Annotated in this window: 26 protein-coding genes and 1 pseudogene; 9 read left to right on the plus strand and 18 right to left on the minus strand. The window is 66.7% G+C overall.

Going from position 1 to position 26,264, the window contains the following annotated elements:
• Positions 1 to 4 precede the first annotated feature (4 nt).
• Positions 5 to 1,501, minus strand: a complete 1,497-nt coding sequence (locus CF68_RS34065; protein ID WP_035827751.1) for a M81 family metallopeptidase — start codon at positions 1,499 to 1,501, stop codon at positions 5 to 7.
• Between the two features lie 29 nt (positions 1,502 to 1,530).
• On the minus strand, positions 1,531 to 2,850 hold the full coding sequence (locus CF68_RS34070) for an MFS transporter (protein ID WP_035827753.1): 1,320 nt from the start codon (positions 2,848 to 2,850) through the stop codon (positions 1,531 to 1,533).
• A 137-nt stretch (positions 2,851 to 2,987) separates the two neighbouring features.
• Here CF68_RS34070 and CF68_RS34075 point away from each other — a divergent pair, with 137 nt between their 5' ends.
• Positions 2,988 to 3,950 carry a LysR family transcriptional regulator gene (locus CF68_RS34075; protein ID WP_035827754.1) on the plus strand — a complete coding sequence of 321 codons (963 nt, stop codon included), beginning with the start codon at positions 2,988 to 2,990 and terminating at the stop codon, positions 3,948 to 3,950.
• Between the two features lie 26 nt (positions 3,951 to 3,976).
• Here CF68_RS34075 and CF68_RS34080 read toward each other — a convergent pair whose 3' ends face one another.
• From CF68_RS34080 to CF68_RS34105, 6 genes are all read right to left on the minus strand, one after another.
• Entirely contained in the window at positions 3,977 to 4,318 is a 342-nt protein-coding gene (locus tag CF68_RS34080; protein WP_035827757.1) for a zinc ribbon domain-containing protein YjdM, read from the minus strand.
• A gap of 57 nt (positions 4,319 to 4,375) precedes the next feature.
• The gene (locus tag CF68_RS34085) at positions 4,376 to 4,759 is read right to left on the minus strand and encodes a hypothetical protein (RefSeq protein WP_035827758.1); all 384 of its coding nucleotides are present in this window, start codon (positions 4,757 to 4,759) and stop codon (positions 4,376 to 4,378) included.
• A gap of 119 nt (positions 4,760 to 4,878) precedes the next feature.
• A complete protein-coding gene (locus tag CF68_RS34090; protein WP_035827759.1) occupies positions 4,879 to 5,889 on the minus strand; it encodes a tripartite tricarboxylate transporter substrate binding protein in 1,011 nt (336 codons plus the stop codon).
• Positions 5,890 to 6,003: 114 nt separating this feature from the next.
• Positions 6,004 to 7,062 (minus strand): 3-keto-5-aminohexanoate cleavage protein, encoded by a 1,059-nt coding sequence (locus CF68_RS34095; RefSeq protein ID WP_035827760.1) that lies wholly within the window; start codon positions 7,060 to 7,062, stop codon positions 6,004 to 6,006.
• A 50-nt stretch (positions 7,063 to 7,112) separates the two neighbouring features.
• Positions 7,113 to 7,955, minus strand: coding sequence for a TauD/TfdA family dioxygenase (locus CF68_RS34100; RefSeq protein ID WP_035827761.1), 843 nt, complete (start codon positions 7,953 to 7,955; stop codon positions 7,113 to 7,115).
• A gap of 12 nt (positions 7,956 to 7,967) precedes the next feature.
• Positions 7,968 to 8,948, minus strand: coding sequence for a quinone oxidoreductase (locus CF68_RS34105; RefSeq protein ID WP_035827763.1), 981 nt, complete (start codon positions 8,946 to 8,948; stop codon positions 7,968 to 7,970).
• A gap of 161 nt (positions 8,949 to 9,109) precedes the next feature.
• On the opposite strand from CF68_RS34105, the gene CF68_RS34110 reads away from it, so the two are divergent.
• Entirely contained in the window at positions 9,110 to 10,108 is a 999-nt protein-coding gene (locus CF68_RS34110) for an AraC family transcriptional regulator (protein WP_035827764.1), read from the plus strand.
• 9 nt (positions 10,109 to 10,117) lie between these two features.
• Here the strand turns inward: CF68_RS34110 and CF68_RS34115 are convergent, their stop codons facing one another.
• Entirely contained in the window at positions 10,118 to 10,537 is a 420-nt protein-coding gene (locus CF68_RS34115; RefSeq protein WP_051591818.1) for a PaaI family thioesterase, read from the minus strand.
• A 308-nt stretch (positions 10,538 to 10,845) separates the two neighbouring features.
• On the opposite strand from CF68_RS34115, the gene CF68_RS34120 reads away from it, so the two are divergent.
• Positions 10,846 to 12,252, plus strand: coding sequence for a selenium-binding protein SBP56-related protein (locus CF68_RS34120; RefSeq protein ID WP_035827766.1), 1,407 nt, complete (start codon positions 10,846 to 10,848; stop codon positions 12,250 to 12,252).
• Positions 12,249 to 12,914 carry a hypothetical protein gene (locus CF68_RS34125; RefSeq protein WP_035827769.1) on the plus strand — a complete coding sequence of 222 codons (666 nt, stop codon included), beginning with the start codon at positions 12,249 to 12,251 and terminating at the stop codon, positions 12,912 to 12,914. Before CF68_RS34120 ends, CF68_RS34125 begins: the two co-directional genes overlap by 4 nt.
• Positions 12,915 to 12,923: 9 nt before the next feature.
• Here CF68_RS34125 and uraD read toward each other — a convergent pair whose 3' ends face one another.
• Complete coding sequence (uraD, locus tag CF68_RS34130; RefSeq protein ID WP_035827771.1) at positions 12,924 to 13,442, minus strand: 2-oxo-4-hydroxy-4-carboxy-5-ureidoimidazoline decarboxylase; 519 nt, start codon at positions 13,440 to 13,442, stop codon at positions 12,924 to 12,926.
• Between the two features lie 123 nt (positions 13,443 to 13,565).
• Positions 13,566 to 14,510: a LysR family transcriptional regulator gene (locus tag CF68_RS34135; protein WP_035827774.1), complete on the minus strand. Its 945-nt coding sequence runs from the start codon at positions 14,508 to 14,510 to the stop codon at positions 13,566 to 13,568.
• A gap of 390 nt (positions 14,511 to 14,900) precedes the next feature.
• Between CF68_RS34135 and CF68_RS34140 the strand changes: the two genes are divergently transcribed.
• From CF68_RS34140 to uraH (CF68_RS34150), 3 genes are read left to right on the plus strand one after another with little or no spacing between them, the layout of a single operon-like run.
• A complete protein-coding gene (locus CF68_RS34140; RefSeq protein WP_035827776.1) occupies positions 14,901 to 16,250 on the plus strand; it encodes an MFS transporter in 1,350 nt (449 codons plus the stop codon).
• Position 16,251: 1 nt separating this feature from the next.
• Positions 16,252 to 16,761, plus strand: a complete 510-nt coding sequence (uraH, locus tag CF68_RS34145; RefSeq protein ID WP_035827778.1) for a hydroxyisourate hydrolase — start codon at positions 16,252 to 16,254, stop codon at positions 16,759 to 16,761.
• 31 nt (positions 16,762 to 16,792) lie between these two features.
• A complete protein-coding gene (gene uraH, locus CF68_RS34150) occupies positions 16,793 to 17,128 on the plus strand; it encodes a hydroxyisourate hydrolase (RefSeq protein ID WP_011616942.1) in 336 nt (111 codons plus the stop codon).
• A 63-nt stretch (positions 17,129 to 17,191) separates the two neighbouring features.
• Here uraH (CF68_RS34150) and CF68_RS34155 read toward each other — a convergent pair whose 3' ends face one another.
• On the minus strand, positions 17,192 to 17,638 hold the full coding sequence (locus CF68_RS34155) for a helix-turn-helix domain-containing protein (RefSeq protein WP_035827781.1): 447 nt from the start codon (positions 17,636 to 17,638) through the stop codon (positions 17,192 to 17,194).
• A 103-nt stretch (positions 17,639 to 17,741) separates the two neighbouring features.
• On the opposite strand from CF68_RS34155, the gene CF68_RS34160 reads away from it, so the two are divergent.
• Positions 17,742 to 18,989 carry an MFS transporter gene (locus tag CF68_RS34160; protein WP_035827783.1) on the plus strand — a complete coding sequence of 416 codons (1,248 nt, stop codon included), beginning with the start codon at positions 17,742 to 17,744 and terminating at the stop codon, positions 18,987 to 18,989.
• A 45-nt stretch (positions 18,990 to 19,034) separates the two neighbouring features.
• On the opposite strand, the gene CF68_RS34165 is transcribed toward CF68_RS34160, so the two are convergent.
• The 6 genes and pseudogenes from CF68_RS34165 to CF68_RS34190 form a co-directional block, all read right to left on the minus strand.
• The gene (locus CF68_RS34165; RefSeq protein WP_051591819.1) at positions 19,035 to 20,021 is read right to left on the minus strand and encodes a tripartite tricarboxylate transporter substrate binding protein; all 987 of its coding nucleotides are present in this window, start codon (positions 20,019 to 20,021) and stop codon (positions 19,035 to 19,037) included.
• A gap of 59 nt (positions 20,022 to 20,080) precedes the next feature.
• Positions 20,081 to 20,842, minus strand: a complete 762-nt coding sequence (locus CF68_RS34170) for a cupin domain-containing protein (protein WP_035827788.1) — start codon at positions 20,840 to 20,842, stop codon at positions 20,081 to 20,083.
• A 14-nt stretch (positions 20,843 to 20,856) separates the two neighbouring features.
• Positions 20,857 to 21,684 carry a GntR family transcriptional regulator gene (locus CF68_RS34175; protein ID WP_035827790.1) on the minus strand — a complete coding sequence of 276 codons (828 nt, stop codon included), beginning with the start codon at positions 21,682 to 21,684 and terminating at the stop codon, positions 20,857 to 20,859.
• Positions 21,681 to 23,462, minus strand: a pseudogene (locus tag CF68_RS34180) (acyclic terpene utilization AtuA family protein). The gene CF68_RS34175 and the pseudogene CF68_RS34180 overlap by 4 nt, the downstream one beginning before the upstream one ends.
• Before the next feature lie 23 nt (positions 23,463 to 23,485).
• Positions 23,486 to 24,253: an enoyl-CoA hydratase/isomerase family protein gene (locus tag CF68_RS34185; RefSeq protein WP_084187594.1), complete on the minus strand. Its 768-nt coding sequence runs from the start codon at positions 24,251 to 24,253 to the stop codon at positions 23,486 to 23,488.
• A 2-nt stretch (positions 24,254 to 24,255) separates the two neighbouring features.
• Positions 24,256 to 25,506: a CaiB/BaiF CoA-transferase family protein gene (locus CF68_RS34190; RefSeq protein WP_035827795.1), complete on the minus strand. Its 1,251-nt coding sequence runs from the start codon at positions 25,504 to 25,506 to the stop codon at positions 24,256 to 24,258.
• A gap of 147 nt (positions 25,507 to 25,653) precedes the next feature.
• Between CF68_RS34190 and CF68_RS34195 the strand changes: the two genes are divergently transcribed.
• Entirely contained in the window at positions 25,654 to 26,247 is a 594-nt protein-coding gene (locus CF68_RS34195) for a hypothetical protein (RefSeq protein WP_035827797.1), read from the plus strand.
• Positions 26,248 to 26,264 lie beyond the last annotated feature (17 nt).

The following is a 26,264-nucleotide window of genomic DNA, read 5'->3' on the forward strand; positions in this document are numbered from 1 at the left end:
GGTACTAGCCTTGGAAGGGCTTGCCCATCGGCTTGAGACGGATGCCGGGGGCAAGCCTGGTCCAGGGCAGGTCCGCGGGATCCGCCGTCATCGGGCCGGGCGCCTTGGCCACCAGCACGGCGTGCGCGATGCCCTGGAAATCGGCCCGGAAATGCACCGAGCTCTTGTTGACGAGAATCTTCATGGCCTCGGGCTCCACCCCGCCCACGCGGAACAGGTTGCGGTCCAGCATCTGGGCCTTGCCGGCACTGACGACCACCAGCACATCGTCGATACGCAACAGCGCGACGGGCCCGACATCGGCCAGCATGCCGTTCATCATCGGCCCGCCGTAGCGGCATACGCCATCGGAGAGCTTCAGCACCTTGAAGCGCCCCCGCAGCGGCTCGTCACCGGGCACCCCGGAAACACCGCCGAGAGCGACGTCGATGGTGGCTCCCACACCGGCGCGGTGCGCCTCGGCCGCCACGGCCGGATCCCAGATCAGCCCGATGGCCGCGTGCCGCGCGCCGTGGCGCAGCAAGGCGCGCAGCATGCCCGTGGTGTTCGAGTCGCCGCCGGCCCCGGGGTTGTCCTGCGTGTCGGCAATGACCACCGGGCGCGTCGCCCCCTCGGCCAGCCGCATGGCCTCGAGCACGGCTTCGTCCGGCGAGAGGAACGGGACCTCCCAGGCAGGCTCATCGGCCAGCATCCGGTCGGACAAGGCCTGCACCGCCGCGTCGACCCCTGCGGCGTCCTCGCCGTATCCCCAGATCACCGGCCCGCATTCCGGGAAATCGGCTGCGGGAAAGCCCGGCGCGAACGACAGCGACACCACGGCGCCGCTTTCCCCCTGCTGCAGCAGCGAATACATGGCGCGGGCAGGCTCCAGCATCGTGCACATGCCGTTGATCGGGATCAGGAACGGCAGCCGGCGTACTGCGCGATGCAGCGGCCCCCTGCCCTCCAGCAAGCGCTGCAGCAATGCCGCGGCCCGCTCGCCGGTCTCGGCCATGTCCACATGCGGATAGGTACGATAGGCCACCAGTGCGTCGGCGGCCTCGAGCATCGCCCGCGTGACGTTGGCATGCAGGTCGAGCGATGCGACCACCGGCACGCCCGGCCCCACCACGGCTCGGATGCGCGCGAGCAAGGTGCCTTCGCCATCGTCCGTATGTTCGGCAACCATCGCGCCATGCAGGTCCAGATAGACCGCATCGAATCCGCCGGCGCGCGCGGCCTCGACGATTTCTCCGGCAATGCGCTCGAACGCATCCTCGGTCACGTGCGCGGATGGGCTTGCGCCGGCCCAGATCACCGGCAGCAGCATCCAGCCGCGCCGCTCTGCCGCGGCAATGAAGCCGCCCGCCGGAATGTTGACGTCGCGCAGCGACAGCACGTCATCGCCACGCACCATCGCCGGAAAGCCTTCGCCGCGCTCGAAGCTGGCATAGGTGGCCTTTGACGGCGCAAAGGTATTGGTCTCGTGCTGAAATCCGGCGATCAGAATCCGTGTTGCCAAAGTTCTCTCCGTGAATTGAATGGCCAGCCTCAGGCGGGCGAGACCGCGTCCTGGGGCGAGGGCATGCGGTTGGCTACCAGTACGGCCGCTCCGGCCATCAGCAGCGCCACCATCACCAGCAGGCCGGCCTGCATGCTGCCGGTGGCGGTGCGCACCGCGCCAATGATGGTCGGGCTCAGGAAGCCGCCAATCAGGCCGATGGTATTGATCAGCGCGATGCCACCCGCGGCGGCATCGCCTTTCAGGTATTGCGACGGAATCGCCCAGAACACCGTATAGGCGGCCCACATCATCGCCGTGGCGACGGTCATGCAGAGCAATGACAGCGGCAGGTTTCCACTCGACACCGTGGCCAGGGCCAGCGCCACGGCGCCGACAAATGCGGGGACCGCGCTATGCCAGCGGCGCTCGCCGCGACGATCCGAGCTGCGGCCGATCACGACCATGGCAATCGCCGCCGCAATATACGGAATCATCGAATACAGCCCGATCTGCATGGTGTCCGTGACGCCGTCGGCCTTGAGGATCGACGGCAGCCAGAAGCTCACGGCGTAGATGCCGCAGATCATCGTGAAATAGGCGAAGGCCAGCAGGTAGACGCGCCGGTCGCGCGCGACCTGGCCGAATGACTGGTGGCCGCCTGCCGGCACCTGCAGTTCAGCCGCCAGCATGCGCTTCTCTTCGTCGCTGAGCCACTTCGCCTCGGCGGGCCGGTCGGCCAGCACGCGCAGCGCCAGGGCACCGAGCAGCACGCAAGGCAGCCCTTCGACCAGGAACATCCATTGCCAGCCCGCCAGGCCATGTGCGCCGGACAGGCCTGTCATCAGCCACGTGGACAGCGGCGAGCCGAAGATCCCGCCGATGGGCCCGGCCAGCATCACCACGGCCATCACGCGCGCCATGCGACGCTGCCCGTACCAGTAGGTCAGGTAGAAGATCATGCCCGGTGCAAAGCCGGCCTCGAACACGCCGAGCAGGAAGCGCAGCACATAGAACGTGGTCTCGTCTCGCACGAACATCATGCCCGCGGAAGTGAGACCCCACAGCACCAGGATGCGGCTGATGGTCTTGCGGGCACCAATCCGGGGCAGCAGCAGGTTGCTCGGGATTTCGAACAGGACGTAGCCGAAAAAGAAGATGCCGGCGCCCAGCCCGTACACCGCATCGGAAAAGCCGAGATCGCTTTGCATCTGCAGCTTGGCAAAGCCGATATTGACGCGATCCAGGTAGGCAAAGGTGTAGCAGAGCAGCAGGAACGGCAACAGGCGCCAGTTCAGCTTGCGGTACAGCGCCTGCTGCGCGGCGCTGCCGTACTCCGGCGTGGTACGTGGGGGCAGGGTTGCGGACATGTCGGTCTCTCCCGTGGTCGGCTCTATCTCTTGTGGATGCGATGTCGTTCAGGGTCGATCGTCTGGCATATGAAAAAACAGAGCAAGAGCAACTTAAGTCAGCTATCGTTGCCCTATTGGCAACAGCGGGATCCGACATGCGGGAACTGAACCAGCGCAGGCTGCGCTATTTCCACGAGGTACTGACACATGGCTCGATCCGTGGCGCGGCCGACAGCATCAACACCTCGCCATCGGTGATCACGCGCCAGATCCGGCTGCTGGAAGAGGAGGTCGGCGCGCCGCTGTTCGACCGCCATGCACGCGGGGTGCAGCCGACCGAAGCCGCGGTGCATCTGCTCGAGTACTGGCGCGGCTGCCGCGCACAGCAGGAGCTCTTCGAGGACCGCCTGCAGGCCTTGCGCGGCCTGCAGCACGGCCAGGTGCGCATCGCCACCAGCGAGGGCTATGTCGACGGACTGATGGACGAAGTGCTGACGGATTTCTGTGCGTGCTATCCCAGGCTCGACGTGACCGTCGACATCCTCCCGGTCAACAACGTCCTGCAAGAGGTAGCGGAAAGCCGCGCGCATATCGGGCTGGCCTACAATCCGCCTGCGCATGCCGATATCACCTGGGTTGCCACGTCATCGCAGCCGGTGGTGCTGCTGGTGCATGCCGGGCATCCGCTGGCACGCCGGGGCGGCAAGGTCGACGTGCATGAACTGGGCGACTACCCGCTGGCGATGATGCCGCCGGCATTCGGACTCGGGCAGGTCGTGCAGATGCTGGCCTACACGGAGAATGTCCAGATCCGCCCGACGCTGACCACGAACTCCCTGGCCGTGCTGCGCCATTTCGTGAAGCGGCACGATGGCATCACGCTCATCGGCGGGTTCGCGGCCTATCGTGAATTGCAGTCCGGCGAACTGGTGACGCTGCCTATCGCCCATCCGCTGTTCGACGCCGCCAAGGCACGCCTGCTGGTGAAGGCAGGCCGCCCGATGGGCGTGGCCGCGAACACGCTGCTGGACTGTATCCTGCGCGACATGCAGATGTTCGCGGCAGCCCGTTCGCGCAGTCGGGGGACGACCCCGTCCCGGAAGCCGCCGCGCAGGTGACTGAGCGGCGAAGGTGCAACGTCCGTTCAAACCTTCCTGACGAACTCCGATTTCAGGCTCATGGCACCAAAGCCGTCGATCTTGCAGTCGATATCGTGGTCACCGTCGACTAGGCGGATGTTCTTCACCTTGGTACCCATCTTGACCACACCGGCCGACCCCTTCAGCTTAAGGTCCTTGACGACGGTGACGGTGTCCCCGTCCTGCAGGACATTGCCTGCTGCATCGCGATAAACCCTGGCCTCCGGTTCGGCCGGCGCCGCTGCCTGCGCCGACCATTCATGCGCGCATTCCGGGCAGATGTAGAGGCCCCCGTCTTCATAGGTGAACTCGGAATGACATTTTGGGCAGGGAGGCAAAGCGCTCATGGGGACTCTCGGGTGTCTGGCCAGGGCCGTAAAGGAGCGGAAGTATACCGCCCCCGCCTATGGCAACATCTCGGGCGGCAGCACGCTCCATCCCGAAATGCTGCCGGACGTGGTCAGGCGCTGGCTCCTGAGGACGCCGTTCTCGTCGAACTCGAAGAAAACCGTCGACGACCGGATCGCGCCGCCGGCGAACAGCGGGCCAATGAACGGGATAAAGCTCTCAGGGTGCGGCCTGGAGGCCGCAAACGAATAGATCAGGATGGTCGACCCGTTGACCAGGGTGGTCTGCGACGAGGGCTTCCCCAGCTGGGTGGTAACGTCGTCGAGGGTGGAGAAACCGAGCAGGAAGTTCGCCATCTGCTCCTGTTTCACCTCGACGCCCGTCGATACGCAGGCGGCCAACATGACGCAAGTCACAATCAATGCGTGAGCAGGCTTCATATCGTCACCGCCATACTTTTTGCGCCGTGGCCGCAACGAGCTGAAGGCGCCCGGCACGCCATTCAGAAAGCATACAACTTTGCTGAACGATTCGCTGAGGCCCGAGCAGGGCGCCCCCCCTACTCCGGCACGAAATGTATCGACCGCAGCAACTCCGCCTGCCGCTCATGGGCGGCGCGCGCATCCCTGGACAGCGCCTCGCTGCTGAGCGGCTGCCCGGCGTCCATGCCCATGGCCTCCACGCGCTCGCGGTAGCCGGGCTGCTGCACGATGGCCAGCGTGGCGTTGCGGATCTTTTCCTGCACCGCAGCCGGCACGTCCGGCGGCAGCCACACCCCCATCCAGCCGGGCTCCGTCATCGCCGGGTAGCCCACTTCGGCGAAGGTCGACACATCCGGCAGCGCGGGAATGCGCTTGGGATACGCCACGGCATAGGCCTTGAGCTTGCCGGACTTGATCAGCGGCAGCGACGTGGCCAGGCCGTCGAACATCAGCGGCACATGGCCGCCCATCACGTCCTGCAGCGCGGGCGGCGATCCCTTGTAGCCGACATGCTTCATATCCACGCCGGCCAGGCGGTTGAACTGGACGCCGATGGTCTGGCCGCGCATGCCGGCGGCATAAGAGGCATAGTCGATCTGCCCGGGCTTGCTCTTGATGTAGGCAAGCAGTTCGCTGAAGTTCTTCGCCGGCAGCTTGGGGTTGCCCACCAGCACCAGCCCCGTACGTGCCACCTGGGCAACGGGTTTCAGGTCCTTGAAGGGATCGAACGAGACCTTCAGCGCAAGCGGCGTTTCGGAAACGATGCCGCCCTGGATCAGCAGCAGCGTATGCCCGTCATGCGGTGCGGAAAGCAGTGTGTTGACCGCGATCGCGCCGGCGCCGCCCGGCTTCTGCTCGACGATCACCGGCTTGCCCAGCGACTGCGTCAGCCCCTCGGCCAGCATGCGCCCGAGGATATCGGCGGTGCCGCCGGCGGGGCCGCCGACCACGATCCTGACCACCTTGGTCGGCCACGCCTGCGCATAGGCGGTCGATGGGAGCGCAGCCGGCAGCGCCACCGACAGCGCCAGGCCAAGCATGCATGACAGCGACGCCCTGCGGCGCGCCAACAGTTGTGCTTGATTCATGGTTGTCTCCGAATGTTCGAGGGTTGTTCAGGGCAGCAGCCGGCTTCATCGTGAGCCGGTGATCTGCCACCCCTGCCCTTCTGCTGGCGCATCGCCAGTGCCAACCGGCCCGGGTCAGGCGGCCTTGCGCAGGAAGCCCTGATTGCCGCCATTGCGGTTCGGCGCGAATCCGTTGGCCTCCAGCGTCTCTTCGACGGTGTCGTAGAACACGCCGATCTTCTGGATGTCGCGCGCTTCCTGGGCCGTTGCCACCTTGCGGCCGAATTCGCCCGCGATGCGCACCAGCTGCTCGATCTGCTTCACCGTGCTCATCTTGGCCGTGCGCGACTGGTTCCAGAGGCAGTCCTCGGTCCCGCACCGCGCATGCAGGCCCAGGGCAATCCCCATCATGTTCACAGGCAGCACGTTGCGCACGGAGCTTTCAACGGTCAGCACCGCGCCATCCGGGACGGCGCGAACGATGTTGGCGAGGTTGAAGACGCTGGGCGCATCCATGCCGCCGCTGATCGCCACCCAGTTCATGACCAGCGGGCCCTTGTAGACGCCGCGCCGGATCAGCCGCTCAACGGATTCGAAGCTATTGATGTTGTAGCACTGGAATGCGCTCTGGATGCCGGCAGCGGACAGGCGGCGGATGTGCTCTTCGACCCAGCCAGGCTGGGCGGGAACCGTCATCTCCTTGTACGCGTTGAAGATCGCGGGGTTCTCGCGCGAGGTGCCCTTGAAATCCGCGAGTTCCGCATGCTCGGTCACATTCATCTGTGAAGTGTTCACCGTGACGGTCACCTGGTCCGGAACGGGGTCGAGTTCGGCAAGCATGTGGCGCGTGTCGTCGGAAAGCCACTTGGCGGCATCTCCCTCGTTTTCCGGCGCAAAGCTGATCGATCCGCCCACCTGGATGACCATCTCCGGCACCGCCTTGCGCACCCCGGCGATCAGCTCGTTGAACTTGGACAGACGCTTCGAGCCCTTGCCGTCGAGTTCGCGCACATGCAGGTGCAGCACAGTCGCGCCGGCGTTGTAGCAGTCCACGGCCTTCTGGATCTGGTCTTCCATCGTCACGGGGATGTCTTCCGGGAAATCGGAGGGCAGCCAGCCCGGTGCATAGGGTGCTGCGGTGATGATCAGCGGCTGCTGGTTTTCAGGGAACAGGGATCCATCGAGGTAGTGCACGGCATGTCTCCATTGATAAAGGCACGTGGCCTGGCGGCGGCTGGCGCGCCTCAGAACGGCTTGTCGCCGATGATGGCGGCGCGCTCCATCTTGCGCGGCGCCGGCCAGTAGTCCTGCACCGCGTAGTGCTGAGTGCAGCGGTTATCCCAGATGGCCACGCTGTTGGGCTGCCAGCTGAAACGCACCTGGTATTCGGGAATCGCCGCCTGGCTGATCAGGTAGTTCAGCAGATGGCTGGCGCCCGGGGTCTTGTCCTGTCCGTAGCGCACGTTCTCGGGCGTATGGAAGTTGGCGAAATGCGTGGAGAAGCCGCAGACGTAGAGCGCCTTCTCGCCGGTTTCCGGATGCGTGCGCACCACCGGGTGCTCGACCATGGGGTACTGCGCGGCAAGGCTGGCGCGCTTTTCCGGGCTCATCGCCGCGCCGAACGAATGCTCGATGCTGTGCTTGGCGCGCAGGCCGGCGATGCGCTGCTTGATTTCCTCGGGCAGGTGCTCGTAGGCCGCCGCCATGTTGACCCAGATGGTGTCGCCGCCGACCGGCGGGCATTCGATGCAGCGCAGCACGCAGCCCATGGGCGGGGTTTCGCGCCAGCTGCCGTCGGTGTGGTAGCTGTTCTCGTAGTTCTCGCGCTTGTCACTGCGATAGATCTGGACCAGCCCGGGATGGTCGGGATCGCTGCCGGCGACGGGATGGTCTTCCAGTTCGCCGAAGCGGCGCGCGAACGCCACGTGATCCGCGCGGGAGATTTCCTGGTCGCGCAGGAACAGCACCTTGTGCGTGAGCAGCAGGGACTTGATCTCGGCAAACAGCGCGTCGTCGCGCGCGGCATCGGCCAGGCTGACGCCGCTGACTTCGGCGCCGATATTGCAGGTAAGGGGTTGGGCTCGCATGGGGACGCTCCTTTACAGCACAAAGATCGAAGACCCGGTGGTCTTGCGTGATTCCAGGTCCCGGTGGGCCTGCACGGCATCCTGCAGCGCATAGCGCTGGTTGATTTCGATGCGGATACGGCCAGCGGCAACGTGGCCGAACACCTCGGCGGCCAGTTCGGCCTTTTCGGCGGGGTCCGCAATGTAGTCGGCCAGCGCCGGACGGGTCAGGTAGACCGAACCCTTCCTCGCCAGCAGCTGCGGATCAAACGGCGGGATGGTGCCGGAGGCCGTGCCGACGCAGACCATCAACCCGCGCCGCTTCAGCGAATCCAGCGACGCCATGAAGGTGCTCTTGCCCACGCTGTCGAAGACCACGGACACGCCCGCGCCATCGGTCAGCTCCCGTACCCGCTTTGCCACGTCCTCATGGCTGTAGTTGATGATGTGGTCGCAGCCATGGGTGCGCGCCACCTCTGCCTTGGCCTCGGTCGAGACGGTGCCGATCACGGTCAGGCCGAGCAGCCTGGCCCACTGCGAGACGATCAGCCCCACGCCGCCGGCAGCCGCGTGCAGCAGGATGGTTTCACCACCGCTGAACGGGTAGATGCGGCGCATCAGGTAGGCGGAGGTCAGGCCGCGCATGGTCATCGCCGCCGCGGTCTCGAAGCCGATCGCTTCCGGCACGCGGATCAGCGGTGCGGCGGGTACCAGGCGCTCGGTGCTGTACGCGCCCAAGGTGTTGATAAAGCCGGTGTATGTGACGCGATCGCCCTCCGCGACATGGGTCACGCCCGGCCCGACCGCCTGCACCACGCCGGCTGCCTCCACGCCCATGCCGCAGGGCAGCGGCACCGGGTAAGTGCCGTTGCGGAAGTAAGTGTCGGCATAGTTCAGCCCGACGGCGGCGTGGCGGATCCGTACCTCGCCCGGGCCCGGGTCGCCCACCTCGGCGTCCTCGTAGCGGAGGACTTCGGGCCCTCCGGTTTCGTACATGCGAATGGCTTTTGCCAAGGCTGTCTCCTGATTGTCGTGTCCTGCCCGCGCCGCTATCATTGGCGCGACGGTAACGATTGTCAGACAGCCATGGCGCGGCACCCTTGACCGATCGCGCCAGGATTTGACATTTGATGACGGACACGACCGACGCCCCCACCCACTCTCGCGGCAGCCCCATGACCGTCCTTGTTCGCAGCGCTTCCCTGACCAAATACCTGGAGATTGCCCGGGGCGCGGGCCTGGATCCGGTGCGCATGGTGGCCCAGGCAGGCCTGGACCAGGCCTGCCTGTACACCCCGGACCTGCGCATCCCGGAAGCGCGCCTGGCCGAAGTGCTGGAGGCCTCGGCGCGAGTCACGGCCTGCCATTCGCTTGGCCTGATGGTGGGGGAATCGTGGCGCCTGTCAGACTTCGGCCCGGTCAGCCTGCTGCTGCAGCACCAGCCCACGCTGCGCCACGCGCTGGCGGAGATCGAGCGCTACCGCCACTGGCTCAGCGACTCCATCTCCATCCTGGTCACGGAATATCCCGAGATCACGGTGCTGCATGTGACGTTGCAGACGGGCAGGCACCAGCCCGGCAGGCAGGCCATGGAACTGACCGTTGCCGCCCTGTACAGCCTGATCCGCGCCATCCTGGGCGCGTCCTGGAAGCCGCACAGCGTGCATTTCGCCCATGCGGCGCCGGCCGACCTGCAAATCCACCGGCGCCTGTTCGGGCAGCACATTGAGTTCGGTTCGGAGTTCGACGGGCTGGTGCTCGCCAGCGGCGACCTGGACCGCATCAACCCGCTGGCCGATGCCAGCCTGGCCGGGTACGCCAGGGGCTTCCTCGACCTGCAGCCGGGGGCCGGCAAGCCTTCCATCGCGGCCGACGTCCGGCGCACCCTGCACCAGCTGTTGCCGCGCGGGCGCGGCGCGGTGGAACAGGTCGCGCAAAGCCTTGGCATCAGTCCGCGCACGCTGCAGCGCCAGCTGGAGCAGGATGGCGATACCTTCTCCGCGCTGGTCAATGAAGTGCGCCGCGAGCTTGCGCAACGCTATCTGCAGGATCCGCAGCGGCCGCTGGCCCGGGTCGCCACGCTGCTGGGGTTTTCGGAACCCAGCGCTTTCTCGCGCTGGTTCGCGGCACAGTTCGGCAAGTCGCCGACGCGCTGGCGCCAGGACGGCGCCTGAGCGCTCTGCCTACTTCAGGTACTTCATCGTGGCGACACCCGTTGCCACCAGCAACTCCCCATCCAGCCACACCTCTGCGCGCGAAAAGAAGATCGAGCGTCCGCGCCGGTCGACCATGCCCTTTGCGGTCAGCAGTTTGCCCGTGCCATTGCTCAGGAAGTTCGAGGTCAGCGACAGCGTGACCGCATGGCGCGCGGCCTCGCCCGGCGCCGAGTAAAGGCCCGAGTAGCCAGTGGCGGCATCGAGCAACGTGCAGAGGGTGCCGCCATGCACCACCCGGCTGCGGTTGAGCATATTGGGCGCGAGCGGCAGCTCAAGTTCTACATAGTCGTCGCGCCACTGGGTGATCCTGACACCGATGCTCTCCAGTGCCGGATTGTCCAGGCAGAACTCACCATCGCCCTCACCTTGAGGTTTCACCGCATCCATTGCTTGGGTTTCCATTTCGCTGATCGTTTCCCTGATACCGGTGCAGCGCGCGTTGCGTGCGCTGGCCCGGAGCCTCATTTCTGCTTGATTTACGGCTTTTCGTAAATCTCTATTTCACGAAGCGAATCTTTTGCCAGCATGAATAGGCACCCTGGGGGGTTATTCGTATGCCGCGCCTGCGCCGCCTTTGACTCGGTATTGAGAACGACCTAGGCTAAGTAAGCTTACCCTGCACCTTGGCCACGCACCACGGGCAAGTGATGTAGCGGCGACGTTGCGACGTTCTGCAAAACCAGGAGGCTCTCACCATGAACATGCGGCCAGACCCGACGTTTCACGCCTCGCCGGAACTCGCGATCAGCGCACCAGCGGAATCATTTGCCTACACGGTGCTGCTAAGCCCCGACGCCTCGCAGCCAGACGCGCTCGCGGTGATCGACGCCAAACCCGGCTCGCCCACCTACAGCCAGGTGGTGCATACCGTGCCGATGACCAACAAGGGCGACGAGTTGCACCATTTCGGCTGGAATGCGTGCTCGTCGTCGTTGTCGCCGCTGACCGGCCATGCGTTTCTCGAACGGCGCTACCTGATCATTCCGGGCATGCGCTCGTCGCGCCTGTATATCATCGACACCAAGCCGCACCCGACCCAGGCACGGATCCACAAGATCGTTGAGCCGGACGAGATCTTCCGCAAGACCGGCTACTCCAGGCCCCACACCGTGCACTGCGGGCCGGAGGGCATCTACGTCAGCACGCTCGGGGGCAGTGGCCCGGATGGCACGGACGGCGCGCCCGGCATCTTCATCATGGACTGCGAGACCTTCGACGTGCTGGGCCGCTGGGAAATCGACCGCGGAGAACAGGAGAAGCATTACGACTTCTGGTGGAACCTGCCGCGCGACTACATGGTGTCGAGCGAATGGGCCCTGCCGCCGCAGTTCGAGAACGGGCTGGTGCCCGAGGACCTGCTGGGCAACCGCTACGGGCACAAGCTGCATTTCTGGGACCTGCGGGCGCGCCGCAACGTGCAGACCATCGACCTGGGCGCCAACCACCAGATGGCGCTGGAAGTCCGGCCTGCGCATGATCCGATCCGGGAATACGGCTTTGTTGGCGTGGTGGTCGATACCACCAACCTGGAAGGCTCGATCTGGACCTGGTGGCGCGAAGGCGGCAAGTTCCACGTCGAGAAGACGGCAACCATCCCGCCCGAAGCCGCCGACGCAAGCCTGCTGCCGCCGCTGCTGCAGGGCTTCGGTGCCGTGCCGCCGCTGGTGACCGATATCGATCTGTCCCTCGACGACAAGTTCCTCTACGTGTCCTGCTGGGGCACCGGCGAGATGCGGCAGTATGATGTGAGCGATCCGCGCAACCTGAAGCTTGCCGGCTCGGTCCATATCGGCGGCATCGTCCGGCGCACGCCGCATCCCAACGGCAAGCCATTTGCCGGCGGCCCGCAGATGGTCGAGATCAGCCGCGACGGCAAGCGCGTCTACTGGACCAACTCGCTCTACTCCACCTGGGACAACCAGTTCTATCCCGACGGCATCCCTGGCACGCAGGTCATGGCGCATGCCGGGCCAGGCGGCGGGCTGACGCTGGCCGATGACTACTGGGTCGAGTTTCCGGAAGGCTACCGCGCGCACCAGATCCGGCTGGAAGGCGGTGACTGTTCGACCGACTCGTTTTGCTATCCGTCGGTCAAGGCTTGACCGGTCACGCCTGGGAACAGATCGGCCTCTGGTCGGCAGTGCTGGCCAGCGGCCTCTATCACGGCATCAACCCCGCCATGGGGTGGCCGCTGGCGGTATCGAACGGCCTGCTGGCGCATAGCAGCCGCGCCCTCCTTGCCGCGCTCGGGTACCTGGCCTTCGGGCACGCGCTTGCGGTATTGGCGGTAACGCTGCCTTTCGGCATGCTGGCGGCCCTGGTCGCCTGGCAAGCGCAGATCCGCATCGGCGCCAGCGTGCTGCTGATCGGCTGCGGCATCGCGCTGCTGCTCAGGCGAGGCCACCCGCGCGCACTGGTGCGCATCGCGCCATCGCGGCTGGCGCTATGGTCGTTCGCGGTGGCGATCGCGCATGGCGCCGGTCTGATGCTGGTGCCGATCTATCTCGGCCTCTGCCGTGTCGAGGCGGACCTGGGGCACCAGGCCGCCGCCACGCTCGCCAGCGCCAACCTGGGCATGGCGCTGGTGGTCGCCGTTATCCACACCCTGGCCATGTTCGTCGTGGGCGGCGGCATGGCATGGCTGGTCTACCGCTACCTGGGATTGAGGTTCGTGTCGCGAAGCTGGTTCAACCTGGAGGCGGTCTGGGCCGCGAGCCTCATCCTGGTGGGGATGCTGGCGCTGGGTCTTGAAGCCTTTGGATAAGCGCTGAACTCAACCGGCCAGCCGCGCCGCCAGCCGCCCACGCGTGATCGCGGCGATCTGTGCCAGCGCTTCGTCAAGCTCCTGCTGCGTGCTGCGGCCAAGGCGGCGCTCGAACGCGGCGAAGATGCCTTCGCGGGTGTAGTGGCGCACGCAGATGATGAACGGGAAGCCGTGGCGCGCCTGGTAGTCAGCGTTGAGCTGGTCCAGCGCGGCCTCTTGCTGCGCCGACATCGCATCCAGCCCGGCGCTCTTCTGCTCGGCGTTGGAATCGGCGGTCATCGTGCCCGCGCGGATATTGCGTGCCGACAACTGCGGGTGCAGGTTCAGGAAATCACGCTGGCGCGGCTCGTCGAGCTTGCGCACCACGTCCATCATGGCGCCATGCAGCGCCGTCGCCGATGCGAACGGCCGCTGCACCCAGGCGCCCTCGGCGGCCTGCGGAAAGTGTTCGAACACGCTGCCGAAGGCATCGGCAAAGGCCGCTTCGTCCAGGGCGTTGACCGACGCCAGGTCGAGTGGTTGAGACATGGATGCTTCTCCCGTAGGGATCCCGCGCAGGGGAATCGTTGGATACGGGGCCGAGTATAGGAACGGCCCGCCGCAGCGGCGAGAGCCCGCGCCCTATAGATCCCATAACAGAAACCGATACCGCTAGCGGCGCATGTCGCGCAGGTCGCGCAGCTCCTGCGAGGCGGCGGTCAGCATGCCGCGCAGCCAGACATGCGCGGCCGAGCGGTGGCGCGACGGATGCCACAGCTGGTAGAAGCGCATGAACGGGAACTCGATCGGCGGCTCCAGCACCGCAAGCGGCACATGCTGCGCATGGTAGTTGGCGAAGTGGCGTGCGGTGGTCAGGATCAGGTCGGTGCCGGGGATCAGGCTGGGCGCCAGGTTGAAGTAGGGACAGCTGATGCGGTTGTCCCGGTGCACGCGCATGGTGCTCAGGCCGGCATCGACCAGGCCGCGCTGGTCGCGCGAATACGGCGTGGGCACGATATGCGAGGCACCCAGGTAGGCCTGGGCCGTGAACTTGCCGGGCTGCGCATGCACGCTGTCCTGCGCCACCACGCATACCACCTCGTCTTCCAGCAGCACGGACAGGTGCAGGTGCTCAGGCGGGTTGGGCCAGTTGCCGATCACGATGTCGACCGTACCCGCCGACAGCGCCTGCTCGTAATCGAAGGTGGCCCCCAGCGGCAGCGCCGACAGCCGCGCGTGCGGCGCCGCACGCCGCACCGCGCGCACCACGTGCGCGAAGAATGGCGGCGCCAGGTAATCAGGCATGGCCACCACGAAGCTCTGCTCGGTGGTGGCGGGATCGAAGCGCTCGTCCGAAACCAGCAGGTTGTCCAGCGCGCTGAGCGCGGCCTGGGCATTGCGCGCGAGCTGCAGCGCGCGCTCGGTCGGCACCATCACGTTCTTCTCGCGCGTGAGCAGCGGGTCGTTGAAGATCGCGCGCAGGCGCTTGAGCGCGGCGCTGATGGCCGGCTGCGACTGGTTCAGGCGGATCGCCGTGCGCGACACGCTCTGCTCGGCGATCAGGATGCACAGCACGCGCAGCAGGTAGGTATCGAACGGGTCGTCGGCGCGAATCATGTTGGGTCCGTGGCAGGAAAAGTGGAGGCCTGGCGGGTGCGGCTGCCGCCGCTCCGGGCGGCAACGCCATGCCAGGCAATGGCGACTTTGTAGCGTGTCGCGCACCGCACGGCAACCGGTACAACCCGCACGAGCCTGCCCGGTCCGCGTGCGCGCACCCCGGAAAACGGCCTGCCTAGGGTAATCCATAGGTCCGCCAGGGCCCGGCCGGAGCACCCGCAAACCCGCGCCACACAAGGGATTGCAGCCCATATCGGTGCTGCTATGGGGCCTATACCAGCCCCCTCGTTTCGCATTGGCGAGCCATTCATATACTTGCTCCCAACCCGGCGGACGGCATGCACCGCCGCCAAGCAAGACCTGGCAGAACACGACAAGACAGGAGACATCATGTCGATCACGAAACAAGGCATCCCGGTATTCGCCGGCACCGCCGACGACGCCGAGGACAGCGTCTACCGCAAGGTAACCTGGCGTCTGCTGCCCTTCCTTGGGGTGCTGTGGGTACTGGCCTGGCTCGACCGGGTCAACATCGGCTTCGCCAAGCTGCAGATGCTGGACGCGCTGCACTTCAGCGAGGCCGTGTACGGTCTGGGCGCGGGCATCTTCTTCCTTGGCTACTTCTTCTTCGAGGTGCCATCGAACATGCTGCTGCAGAAGATCGGCGCCAAGAAGACGATCATGCGCATCACCATCTGCTGGGGCGTGATCTGCATGCTGCAGAGCTTTGTCACCACGCCCACGCAGTTCTACATCCTGCGCTTCCTGCTGGGCGCGTTCGAAGCCGGCTTCTACCCGGGCGTGATCCTGTACCTGACCTACTGGTACCCGTCGCAGCGCCGCGCGCGCGCCTTCGGCACCTTCATGTCCGCATCGGCCATCGCCGGCGTGCTGGGCGGGCCGCTGGCCGGCTGGATCATGACCAGCATGGCTGGCGTGAACGGCATGCACGGCTGGCAGTGGCTGTTCATCCTGGAAGGCATCCCGTCGGTGCTGGCCGGCATCTTTGCCTGGTTCTACATGACCGACAAGCCGGAGCAGGCGCGCTGGCTTTCCGACGACGACAAGCGCGTGCTGCAGGACGCCCTCAAGCTCGACAACGCCGCCCTGGGCGAGCGCGGCCACGACTGGCGCACGCTCTTCACCAGCCCCAAGGTGTGGCTGCTGATCGCGATCTTCTTCTGCCTGCTGTGCGCCAACTCGACGCTGACCTTCTGGATCCCGACCATCATCAAGGACGTGGGCTTCACCACGCCGATGGCGGTGGGCTGGATCGCGGCCGTGGCCTATCTGTGCGGCGCCGCCGGCATGATCCTCAACGGCGCGCATTCCGACCGCCGCAACGAAGTGCGCTGGCACTTCAGCGGCGCGGCGCTGGTCGGTGGCGGTGCCATGGCCGTGCTGGCCGTGCTGCTGGGCGCGCAGGTGCTGTCGCCGGTGATCGCCCTGCTGGCCATGACTGCCGCGCTGGTCGGCACCATGAGCGCCATCCCCGTGTTCTGGCAGCTGCCCAACCGCTACCTGGCAGGCAGCGCCGCCGCGGTGGGCGTGGCCCTGATCAACTCGGTGGCCAACCTGGCCGGCTTTGGCGCGCCCTATGTGATGGGGCTGGTCAAGAACACCACCGGCAAGCTCACTTCCGGCCTGTACCTGGTGGCGGTGATCGAGGTGCTGGCCGCGGTGCTGGTGCTGGTCGGCATCCGCAAGCTGGGCGGCAAGCACGTCAAGCAAGGGGCCTGACATGGACGACCATAGCTTCGATCCCACCCGCCGGCGCTTCGCGCTGCAATCGATGACGCTGGGCGGCGGCGCGCTGCTGGCCGGCGCCAGCTGGGGCGCCACGCCGGATGCTGCGGCCCCCAACCAGACCTCAGCACCGGTGCAGCAAGGCGGCCTGAGCCCGCGCCTGACGCTGCACGCGCTGGACACCTACCACGGCACGCCCGCGGCCGGCATGCGCGTGGAGATGTTCCGCATCGACAATGGCCAGCGCACGCCGCTGCAGACCGTCACGCTGGCCGCCAACGGCCGCAGCGAACCGCCGCTGCTGATCGGCGACAGCTACCGCACCGGCACCTATGAGCTGATCCTGCACGCGGACGAGTACTTTGCCGCGCGCAAGGCCAGCCTGCCGCAACCGTCGTTCCTGTCGAAGATCCCGCTGCGCCTGCGCGTCACCGACGCCAGCCAGCGCATCCACCTGCCCGTGCTGTTCGGGCCGTGGAGCTACAACTACTACCGCGGCAGCTGACGCCGCGGCCCAACCCGGAGACAAACGCATCATGGCAGGCATCAGCACACATGTGCTCGACGTATCCCTGGGCCGCCCCGTGGCCGGCATGCAGGTGGAACTGTTCGACGTCGCCACCCAGCCGCCACGGCTGATCGCGCGCACCCGCACCAACCACGACGGCCGCACCGACACGCCGATGCTGCCGCCGGCCCAGGCGCGCACCGGCGAGTTCGAGCTGCGCTTCTGGGTGGCGGACTACTTCCGCACCCCCGACGTGTTCGCCGACATCGTTCCCGTGCGCTTTACCATCGCGGACGCCGCGCAGCACTACCATGTGCCGTTGCTGTGTTCGCCGTGGAGCTTCGGGACTTATCGGGGTAGTTGAAGGCAGCACAGTCGCCCGTGCTGAAAAGCGGGCGACTGTTGACGACCCCGTCACCGCCCGCCCCTAGCGCGGCTTGCGCACTTCCGTTTCCCCGGGCAACAGCACATCACCGTCGCTGGACCGGGGCATCATCAGCGGCACCGGCTTCCCGGTCCGCTTTTCCACCATCTGCGAGCGCCGCTCGCCGCGCGCAAACAGATGGTGTTCGCCCCATTGGCGCAAGGCCAATACGATGGGGAACAGGCTCTCTCCCTTCTTCGTCAGCACATACTCGTGATACGCACTGCCATCGGAAGCCGGCTGCGTCGTCAGGATGCCGGCTTCCACCAGCCGGCGCAGGCGGTCGGCCAGGATGTTGCGCGCGACCGCCAGGCTGCGCTGGAAGTCGCTGAAGCGGCGCATGCCGTCGAAAGCATCGCGCACGATCATCAGCGACCAGCGCTCGCCTACCAGCTCCAGGGTGCGCGCAACGGGGCAGGTTTCATCGCTCGGGTCTTTGCGGGTGGCCATGTCTTGGTTGCCTTGGGGCTGTGCAGTCCGTCAATGTAGTTGCATTTTAAAACCAGTAGGCTTACGCTTCAACTGGTTTTGTTTTGCAACCACATGGACTGGTATGGAAACCTCCCCCGCTACGCCGGTGACGGCACCGCCTCCGACTTGCCCTGCGGCACCGCGCGCGAACCTGCCGCGCGGCGCCGTGCTGCTGTTCGCCTGCGCCAGCGGCCTGAGCGTCGCCAATGTCTATTACGCCCAGCCGCTGCTGGATGCGCTGATGGCGGATTTCTCCATCAGCGCCGGGGCCATCGGCGGCGTGGTCACCGCCACCCAGCTTGGTTGTGCCCTGGCTCTGCTGTTGCTGGTGCCGCTGGGCGACCTTGTACAACACCGCCGCCTGATGCTGGCACAGGTGCTTGCCCTGGCCGGCGCGCTGGCTGCGGTGGCGCTGGCGCCGTCCGTTACCGTGCTGCTGGCGGGGATGCTACTGACCGGCTTGCTCGGCACCGCCATGACCCAGGGACTGATCGCCTATGCGGCCGCGGCAGCAGGACCGCATGAGCGCGGGCACGTGGTCGGCACCGCGCAGAGCGGTGTCTTTATCGGACTGCTGCTGGCGCGTGTCGTGGCCGGCGGCGTCAGCGACGTGGCCGGCTGGCGCAACGTCTATGTCTGCGCCGCAGCGGCAATGCTGGTGCTTGCGTGGCTGCTATGGCGCGCGCTGCCAGTGGTGGCCAGCGCCGGCCAGCGGATGCGCTATGCCAGCCTGGTCGCATCGATGTTCCTGCTGCTGCGCCGCGACCGGGTCCTGCAGATCCGGGGTACGATCGCGATGCTGATGTTCGCGGCGTTCAACATCTTGTGGAGCGCCCTGGTATTGCCGCTGAGCGCTCCGCCCTACGGGCTCTCGCATACGGCCATCGGCGCCTTCGGGCTGGTTGGCGCGGTGGGTGCCCTGGCGGCCGCGCGTGCGGGGCGCTGGGCGGACCAGGGCTTCGGGCAGCGCACCACGCTCGCGGCACTGGTGCTGCTGGTGGCGGCCTGGCTGCCGCTGTCGTGGCTGGAGACATCGCTGTGGCCGCTGGCCATTGGCATCGTGCTGCTCGACCTTGGCGGCCAGGCCATCCACGTCACCAACCAGAGCATGATCTTCCGCACCGATGCCGCGGCGCACAGCCGGCTGGTGGGCGCGTACATGCTGTTCTACGCGGCGGGCAGCGGGCTGGGCGCAATTGCCACCACGGCGGTCTATGACGCTGCCGGCTGGCGGGGCGTTTGCGCGCTGGGCGCCGTGGTCAGCTTGCTGGCGCTGGTGTTCTGGGCCGCCACCCGGCGCTTCATGCCGGCGCAAGCACCTGAGGTGTAGGACAGGCCTGCAGGGGGCGTTCTGCGCATCAACGCCCCCTCTACGTCACTCGGGCTCGATTCCCGCTGCCTTGATCACCTTGGCCCATTTCAGGGTTTCGCTGCGGACAAAGGCGGCCAGTTCCTCGGGCGTCGACGGCGCAGGCTGACCTCCGGTGCGGGCAAAGTAGTCGGTGGCAGCCGGGCCGGTCAGCCCGTTCCGCATCAGTTCGCTCATGCGCTCCACCACGGGCTTTGGCGTCCCGGCCGGGAAGAAGGCCGCCGACCATGCCACCATCTCATAGCCGGGCAGGCCGCTCTCAGCCATCGTCGGGACATCCTTGAGCACCGGATTGCGCTGCGCAGTGGTCACCGCGACCGCGCGCAGCTTGCCGCCCTGGATCAGCGTCATGGCCGGCGATATGTCGGAGATCATGAAATCGACCTGGTGCCCCATCAGGTCGTTCAGGGCCAGCGGCACCCCTTTGTAGGGCACGTGCAGCGCCTGCACGCCGGCCAGCATCTTGTAGAGTTCGCTGGCGATGCGGGTCGACGAACTGCCGCTGGCAAACGTCAGCGCCCCATTTTTTGCCTTGGCCAGCGCCGTCAGGTCTGCCAGCGTGCGCACCGGACTGTCGGGCGGCACCACCAACACCAGGCCGCTCTTGGCGATCAACGATGCCGGGGCGAAGTCCTTGATCGGGTCATAGGGCAGCTTCTTGAACAAGGACGCATTGGCAGCATGCGTGGTGTTGGTCGTCACCAGCATGGTGTAGCCGTCGCCGGTTGCACCTGCTACAGCCTTGGCGGCGATGAAGCCGTTGGCGCCCGGGCGGTTGTCCACCACCACGGGCTTGCCCGTCTGCGCGGTGATCCGCTCGGCGACAAAGCGCGCGCTGCTGTCGGTGCCGCTGCCCGCGGGAAACGGCACGATGACGCGGACTGCCTTGTCGGGATATTGGCTGGCGTCTGCGGCCTGCGCCGTCCCGGCTGCGGCCGCGGCCAGCGGCAACAGCAGCCCGATGGCCACTTTGCGCATGCATGGATGAATCATGGTTTGTCTCCTCGTGCCTTTGGCATCTGTTGATTGTCTGGACCCTGCGCGGGCCGAATTCAGGGCACCGCGTCGTGCGCCCGCACCAAGATGGCCTCGCACGGGCCACCCTGCGCCACAAAGCTGAAAGTGCCGCCATCCGGAACAAAGACCCAGTCCCCTGACTTCGCCGAGAACTGCTGGCCGTTGATCTCGCCGCTGACCGAACCCGACTGCAGGAACAGCACCTGCTCAGTAGCCGCCACCGCGTGCGCTTCGGCACCGCCCGTGGCTTCCAGTTCCAGTGCGCGGATATCCAGGTGCCGGGCGCCGACCGTGTCGCGCGTAATCACGGGCCTTGCACGGACGCGATGGTAGTGAGGCAGGCTTTGGGCCGCCTCATGCGTCGGCACCTCGCGCAGGCTGTCCGCCTGCGCGCTGCAGCGGGGATCATCCGCTGCGCTGGCGACCACGGCGGCGTTCGGGTTTTCGCTGTACGGCGGCGCGTACACCACCATGACCTGCACCGGCTCGTCGCTGACGACCTCGAAGCGGTGGAATACCCCCATCGGATTGAAACCCCAGTCGCCCGCACGCAGGGTGCGCGCCTTGCCGGCGACCTCGCCGATGCCCTCGCCTGCCAGCAGGTAGGACGCCTGCTCCAGGTTCGGATGCGCATGGGGCAAGGCGCCATGGCCGCGAGAGATCGTGCCCAACAGCACTTCGACGCGCCGCGCGCCGACCGTCTCCTTGCCGATCACGCGCTGGTTGGCGGTTCCGGTATGGTTTGCCGGGGAATAGGCGGGCACATCGGCGGCGCGCCGTACGAATTGCGATGTCATGCGTTGTCTCCTGGTTAGTCCTCTTGGCGGGCAGCGACTTTCGGCACGGCCAGCTCGGGGTAACGATCGGTCAGCTGCGCGGGCATCTCCACGTCGAGGATGAAGCGGTCGCCGCGGTACCAGAACCGGCCCGCCGTGAGCACGTTGCCGTCGACATCCAGCGTGGTACGGACAATGCGCGCGACCGGTGCCGCAAAGGCATAGTCCAGGTCGCGCGCCAGCATGGCGTCGGCCGGCTCCACGGTCATGGTCTGGCGCATCGTGCCAAGCCGGTCGCCCAGCTGCTCCCGCAGCAAGTGGGCAATCTTGTGATGCTTCTCACCGCCGCGCGGGAACCTGGCGAACACCGCTTCGGCCACATACAGCTCGATCAGGCAGAACGGCATCCCGTCATGCACATGCAGCTTGCGCAGCATCACGTAGCGGTCCATCGGCGCGCCGCAGGTGGCAAGCCCGGGCGGTAGGGTCATATCCTTGCGCTTTTCCAGGATGCGGATCTCAAGGTCGCTGGCGCCTACCGAGACATCATTGATGGCCGAGCGCATGCCTTCGCCCGGGCCGGACGGCACCATGATGACGTGCGTGCCCCGCCCGCGCTGGCTGCTGATCAGCCCTTCCTCGGTCAGCAAGGCAAAGGCCTGCCGCACGGTGACCTTGGCAATGCCGTACGCCTGCGCCAGGTGCTCCACCGTGGGCAACTGGTGCCCGACCGGATACTCGCCGGCGACGATCTTGTGGCGCAGCACGCTGGCCAGCTGCCGGTAGCGGGTCACGCCGCCGGCGCTGTCGTCGGCCAGCGCGATGCCGTCATTGGCTGCGACATTGGCGGTGGCGCGCGTCATGACAGCAGGCTCCGCGGCACGCGCACCGGCATCGTCAGCAGGATCTGGGCCATCCCCTTGCCAAGCGGATCATTGCGCAGCGATGCCATGCCGCCGCCATCGAGCGCCGACTCGCAGACAAAGTTCATCGCGTCGAAGCCCGGCAGGTCATAGCGCGAGACCGGCCCCAGCACCAGGTGGCCCAGCCAGTCGGCCACGCGCGCCGCCGTGACCTCGGCGCGCAGCAGCGGAAGGTATTCCGGCCGGCGCGCAATCAGGCCGATATTGGAGATATCGCCCTTGTCGCCGCTGCGCCCGTAGGCAAGCCGGACCAGGGGGACTTCAATGCTGTCGCCACCGGCCGGGATGGCGGCAGCCTGCGCCGTCGCGGGGGCGGCGGCGTCCGTCGCTGCGTGCCCGGCCGGGATGGAGACGGCCATCCACACGCCATCCATGACCACCGCCGGCGACAGCGCGCCCTTGTCCAGCAGGAAGGCATACTGCCGGATCGATGGCGACGGGCTGGCGCGTCCGCCGCCCGATCCCGTGGTGCCCGGCGACCAGCTCGTGCCGGCTGCCGCGATTTCGCGGGCGAACAGGTCAAGGGCCGCCTTCTCGGGATGCATGACCGCAAGCCGCATGATGGCCTCGCGGGTATGGCGCGCCGCGGCGTGCGGCCCGAAGCAGGATTCGGCGCCCAGCACTTCGACCCGGGTGCGGGTGTAGTCGCCCCAGCCGTTTTCCGCGAAGAGCCTGCGCGTGCGGGCCAGGATGGCCTCGGCCGTGCGCTCGGCCTTGGCCACGGCGTCAATGCCGACGATGGTCAGCTGGGCATTGCAGCGGTAGCCTTCCATATAGGTGGCGCTGACCTTGTAGCAGCGGCCCGGCGCACGCCCCCGTGCGCCGCGCACCTCGACCAGGTCCGGCGCGGCCTGGCGCAGCGCCACCTGCGTGAAATCGCAGGTCACGTCCGGCAACAGATAGGCCGAAGGGTCGCCGATCTCGTACAGCACCTGCTCGCCCACCGTGGCAGTAGTGACCAGCCCGCCCGTAGCGGGTGGCTTGCCCACCAGGAAGCTGCCGTCCGCCCGGCACTCCACCACCGGATAGCCGATGTTCGGCCAGTCCGGCACCTGCTCCCAGTCGGTATGCAGCCCGCCTGTCGCCTGGCAACCGCACTCGATGATGTGGCCGGCCAGGGTGCCCTGCGCGAGCCGGTCATAATCGTCCGCCTACCAGCCGAATTCATGCATCAGCACGCCCAGGGTCACTGCGCTGTCCACGCAGCGGCCGGTAATGACGATCTGCGCGCCCTGGTCCAGCGCCTTGCAGACCGGCAGCGCGCCGAGATAGGCATTGGCGCTGACCAGCTTGTCCGGCAGCGGCAAGCCTTTCTGCATGTCGGTGATGCCTGCCTGGCGCAGCGACGCCACCATCGGCATGACATCATCGCCCTCCACCACGGCGATGCGCACCGCAATGCCCTGCTCGGCGGCGATCGCCGCCAGCGCCTGCGCGCAGCCCTGCGGATTGATGCCGCCGGCATTGCTGACCACGCGGATGTTGCGCTCAACGATCTCCCGCAACAGGCTCTTCATCGTCACCGTCACGAAGTCGGTGGCGTAGCCAAGCTCCGGCTTGCGCAGGCGTGCCGCGGCCAGCACGGACATGGTCAGCTCCGCAAGGTAGTCGAACACCAGGTAGTCGATCTCGCCGTGACGCACCAGTTGCGGCGCGCCCACGCTGCTGTCGCCCCAGAATCCGGAAGCGCCGCCGATGCGCACTGTCTTGTCATGCATGGTCGTGTCTCCTTGCCTTTGGCTTACTTGCCGGTCCAGTTCGGCTTGCGCTTTTCGCGGAAGGCGAGCTGGCCCTCGCGCGCGTCCTCGGTCATGGCGAACAAGCCGATCTGGCTTTCCGTGAACGCCATCGACTGCTCGAAGGACATCACATCGATCTGCTTGAGGGTATAGAGCCCGCGCCGGATCGCAGCTGGCGACTTGTCGAGCAGCCGGCCCAGCAGCCAGTCAAGCTTGCCGTCCAGGTCCGCACTGACGTGGTTGACCAGCCCTGCCGCCAGCGCTTCCTGCGCGGTCAGCGGCTCGCCGCAGAGGCACAGCTCATTGAGCACGCGCCGCGGCACCAGGTGCTGCAGCACGCTCAGCACCTGCGCCGGGAACACGCCCACCTTGACCTCGGGCAGGCCGAACACGGCCCGCTCGCTGGCCACCGCCATGTCGCACATGGCCATCAGCCCCATGCCACCCGCCATGCAGGCGCCGTTGACGCGCGCGACCAGCGGCACGTTGGAGCGCCGCGCGCGGCGCAGCAGGTCCGCAAGCCGCTGGCTCGGCTCCGAATAGTCGAACGCAAAGGACTTGCCGCTCTGCAGGTCGGCGCCCGCGCAAAAGGCCTGGTCTCCGGCCCCGGTGATGACCACGGCGCGGATGGCCTCGTCATGATTGGCACGGTCGATCCCCGCGTGCAGCCCGTCCAGTACCGCCGGATTGATCGCGTTGCGGCGCTCGGGCCGGTTGATGGTCAGCCAGAGGACCGCGCCGCGGACTTCGCTCAGGAGTTCTTCATTCATGTTCAGGCCTCGCTTCCCGTGCCAGTTGTATGCGCCGATGCCTGGCGCGGTTCGCGCGATGCGCCGGATGCCATCAGGCTGTCGATGTCGGCCTCGTTGTAGCCGGCCTCGCGCAGCACCTCGCGGCTATGCTCGCCCAGGGCCGGGGCATGACGGCGCTGCGATGGTGGCGTGCCGTGCCATTCGCTGGGCACTGCCATTTCGCGGATGCGGCCCACCGCCGGGTGGTCGGTTTCGCAGAAGAAGCCGATGTCATTCAGGTGCGGATCATCGAGCAGCGATTCAAAGGTGTGCATCGGGAACACCGGAATATCCGCCTCCTTCAGCAGCACCTGCCATTCCTCCGTGGTCCGCCTGGCCAGTTCGTCGCTGACCATGCCGTAGAGCTCGGTGATGTGCGCCGTCCGGGTGGTGATGTCCGCGAAGCGCGGATCGGTGTCGTACAGGCCGGGCTTGCCGATCACCCTCAGGAAGGCACGCCAGTGATGGTCGTGATAGATCAGGCAGCAGACATGGCCGTCGCGGGTCCGGTAGGGCCGGCGCTCGGGAGACAGCAGGCGCGGATAGCCGAATCCGCCCTTGGCTGGCACGAAGGTCTCGCCATAGAGATGGTCGCCCATCACGTATGGCACCATGGTTTCGAACATCGGCACATCGACACGCTGGCCGCGGCCGGTGGTCGCCCGCGCGTAGAGCGCGGCGCAGATCACGCCGAAGGCATAGAGCCCGACGGAACGGTCGGCAATGGTCAGCGGAAGATAGCGTGGAATGTCGCCGGTGCCCATGGCGACCGCCTGGGGCAGCCCGGTGGCTGCCTGGATCAGGTCGTCGAACGCCGCTTGCGGCGCATAGCGTCCGCGCTGCGAGAAGCCGAACATGCCGACATAGACCAGCCGCGGATTGATCTGCGCCAGCGTCTCATAGTCCAGGCCAAGCCGCTGCATCGCCTGGGGCCGGACGTTGTACGCCAGCACGTCCGCATCCGCCACCAGGCGCAGCAGCGCCTCGCGCCCGTGCGGCGACTTCAGATCCATCACGATGCTGCGCTTGTTGCGGTTCAGACCCAGGAAAAGCGGCCCCATCTTCTCATTGCCGCAGGGCCCGATGCCACGGGTGCTGTCGCCCGTGGGCGGCTCCACCTTGATCACATCCGCGCCGAGATCGCCGAGCATCTGCGTGGCCGAGGGGCCCATGAACACGGCCGTGATGTCCACAACCTTGACGCCAGCCAGCGCTCCAGTCCTTGTCTCCATCCTTGCTCCTGTCTTACTTCTATAGTTCTATGAATAGAACTATATGACAAGCGGCCCGGCGGTGCAAGGGCCACGGGCAGACGTGGAGATGCATGGCAGGAGGCAAGAAAGCCGTAGAATCCCCGGCTGACAACTTCCCTCAAGACCGTGAAAGCACTTTCCCGCCTGAACCTGAAGCAGGCCGCCCTGCTCTGCGCCGCCCTGCTGGCATCCGTTTCGATCCATGCCGCATCCCCTGCCCAGCCTGACGCAGCCGGCAACACCGCGGCACCGCTGGGACTGGAGCTGGGCAAGGCCAGGTGCTCTCGCCTGGCGCCGCCGCAGAATCACGCCAGGACCGGCAAGTCCGAGTGGGCCGGTGGCGACGCCGTTGAGCTCAGGCACCTGGAGCGCTTCCACCTCCCGGGCCTGACGCGCGTGATCCTGAACTGCGATGCGCAGGACACCGTGGCGCTGATCACGATGACGTTCGAGCGCACGGCGCTGGATGAGGTGCGCAAGAAGCTCGACGAGCGCTATGCGTCCCTGCGCAAGACCGAAGGCGCGGCGGAGAATGGCTATGCCGAGTGGGCCGCCGCCAATGGCAGCCTGGAACTGCTCTATGGGCGCGACAGCAAGCACTTCACCGTGGCGTACTGGGCCAGGGGCGCGAAGGCGAGGTACTTTTCATATAGCGGCACTGACAACAGGAAGCCCGCCGCGGCCACGCCTGCCAGCCAGCCCCAGCCTGCGCCGCGGTGACGGGCCCCGCGGTCCAC

Source organism: Cupriavidus sp. SK-4 (genome assembly GCF_000611125.1).
In the GTDB taxonomy this organism is placed as follows: domain Bacteria; phylum Pseudomonadota; class Gammaproteobacteria; order Burkholderiales; family Burkholderiaceae; genus Cupriavidus; species Cupriavidus necator.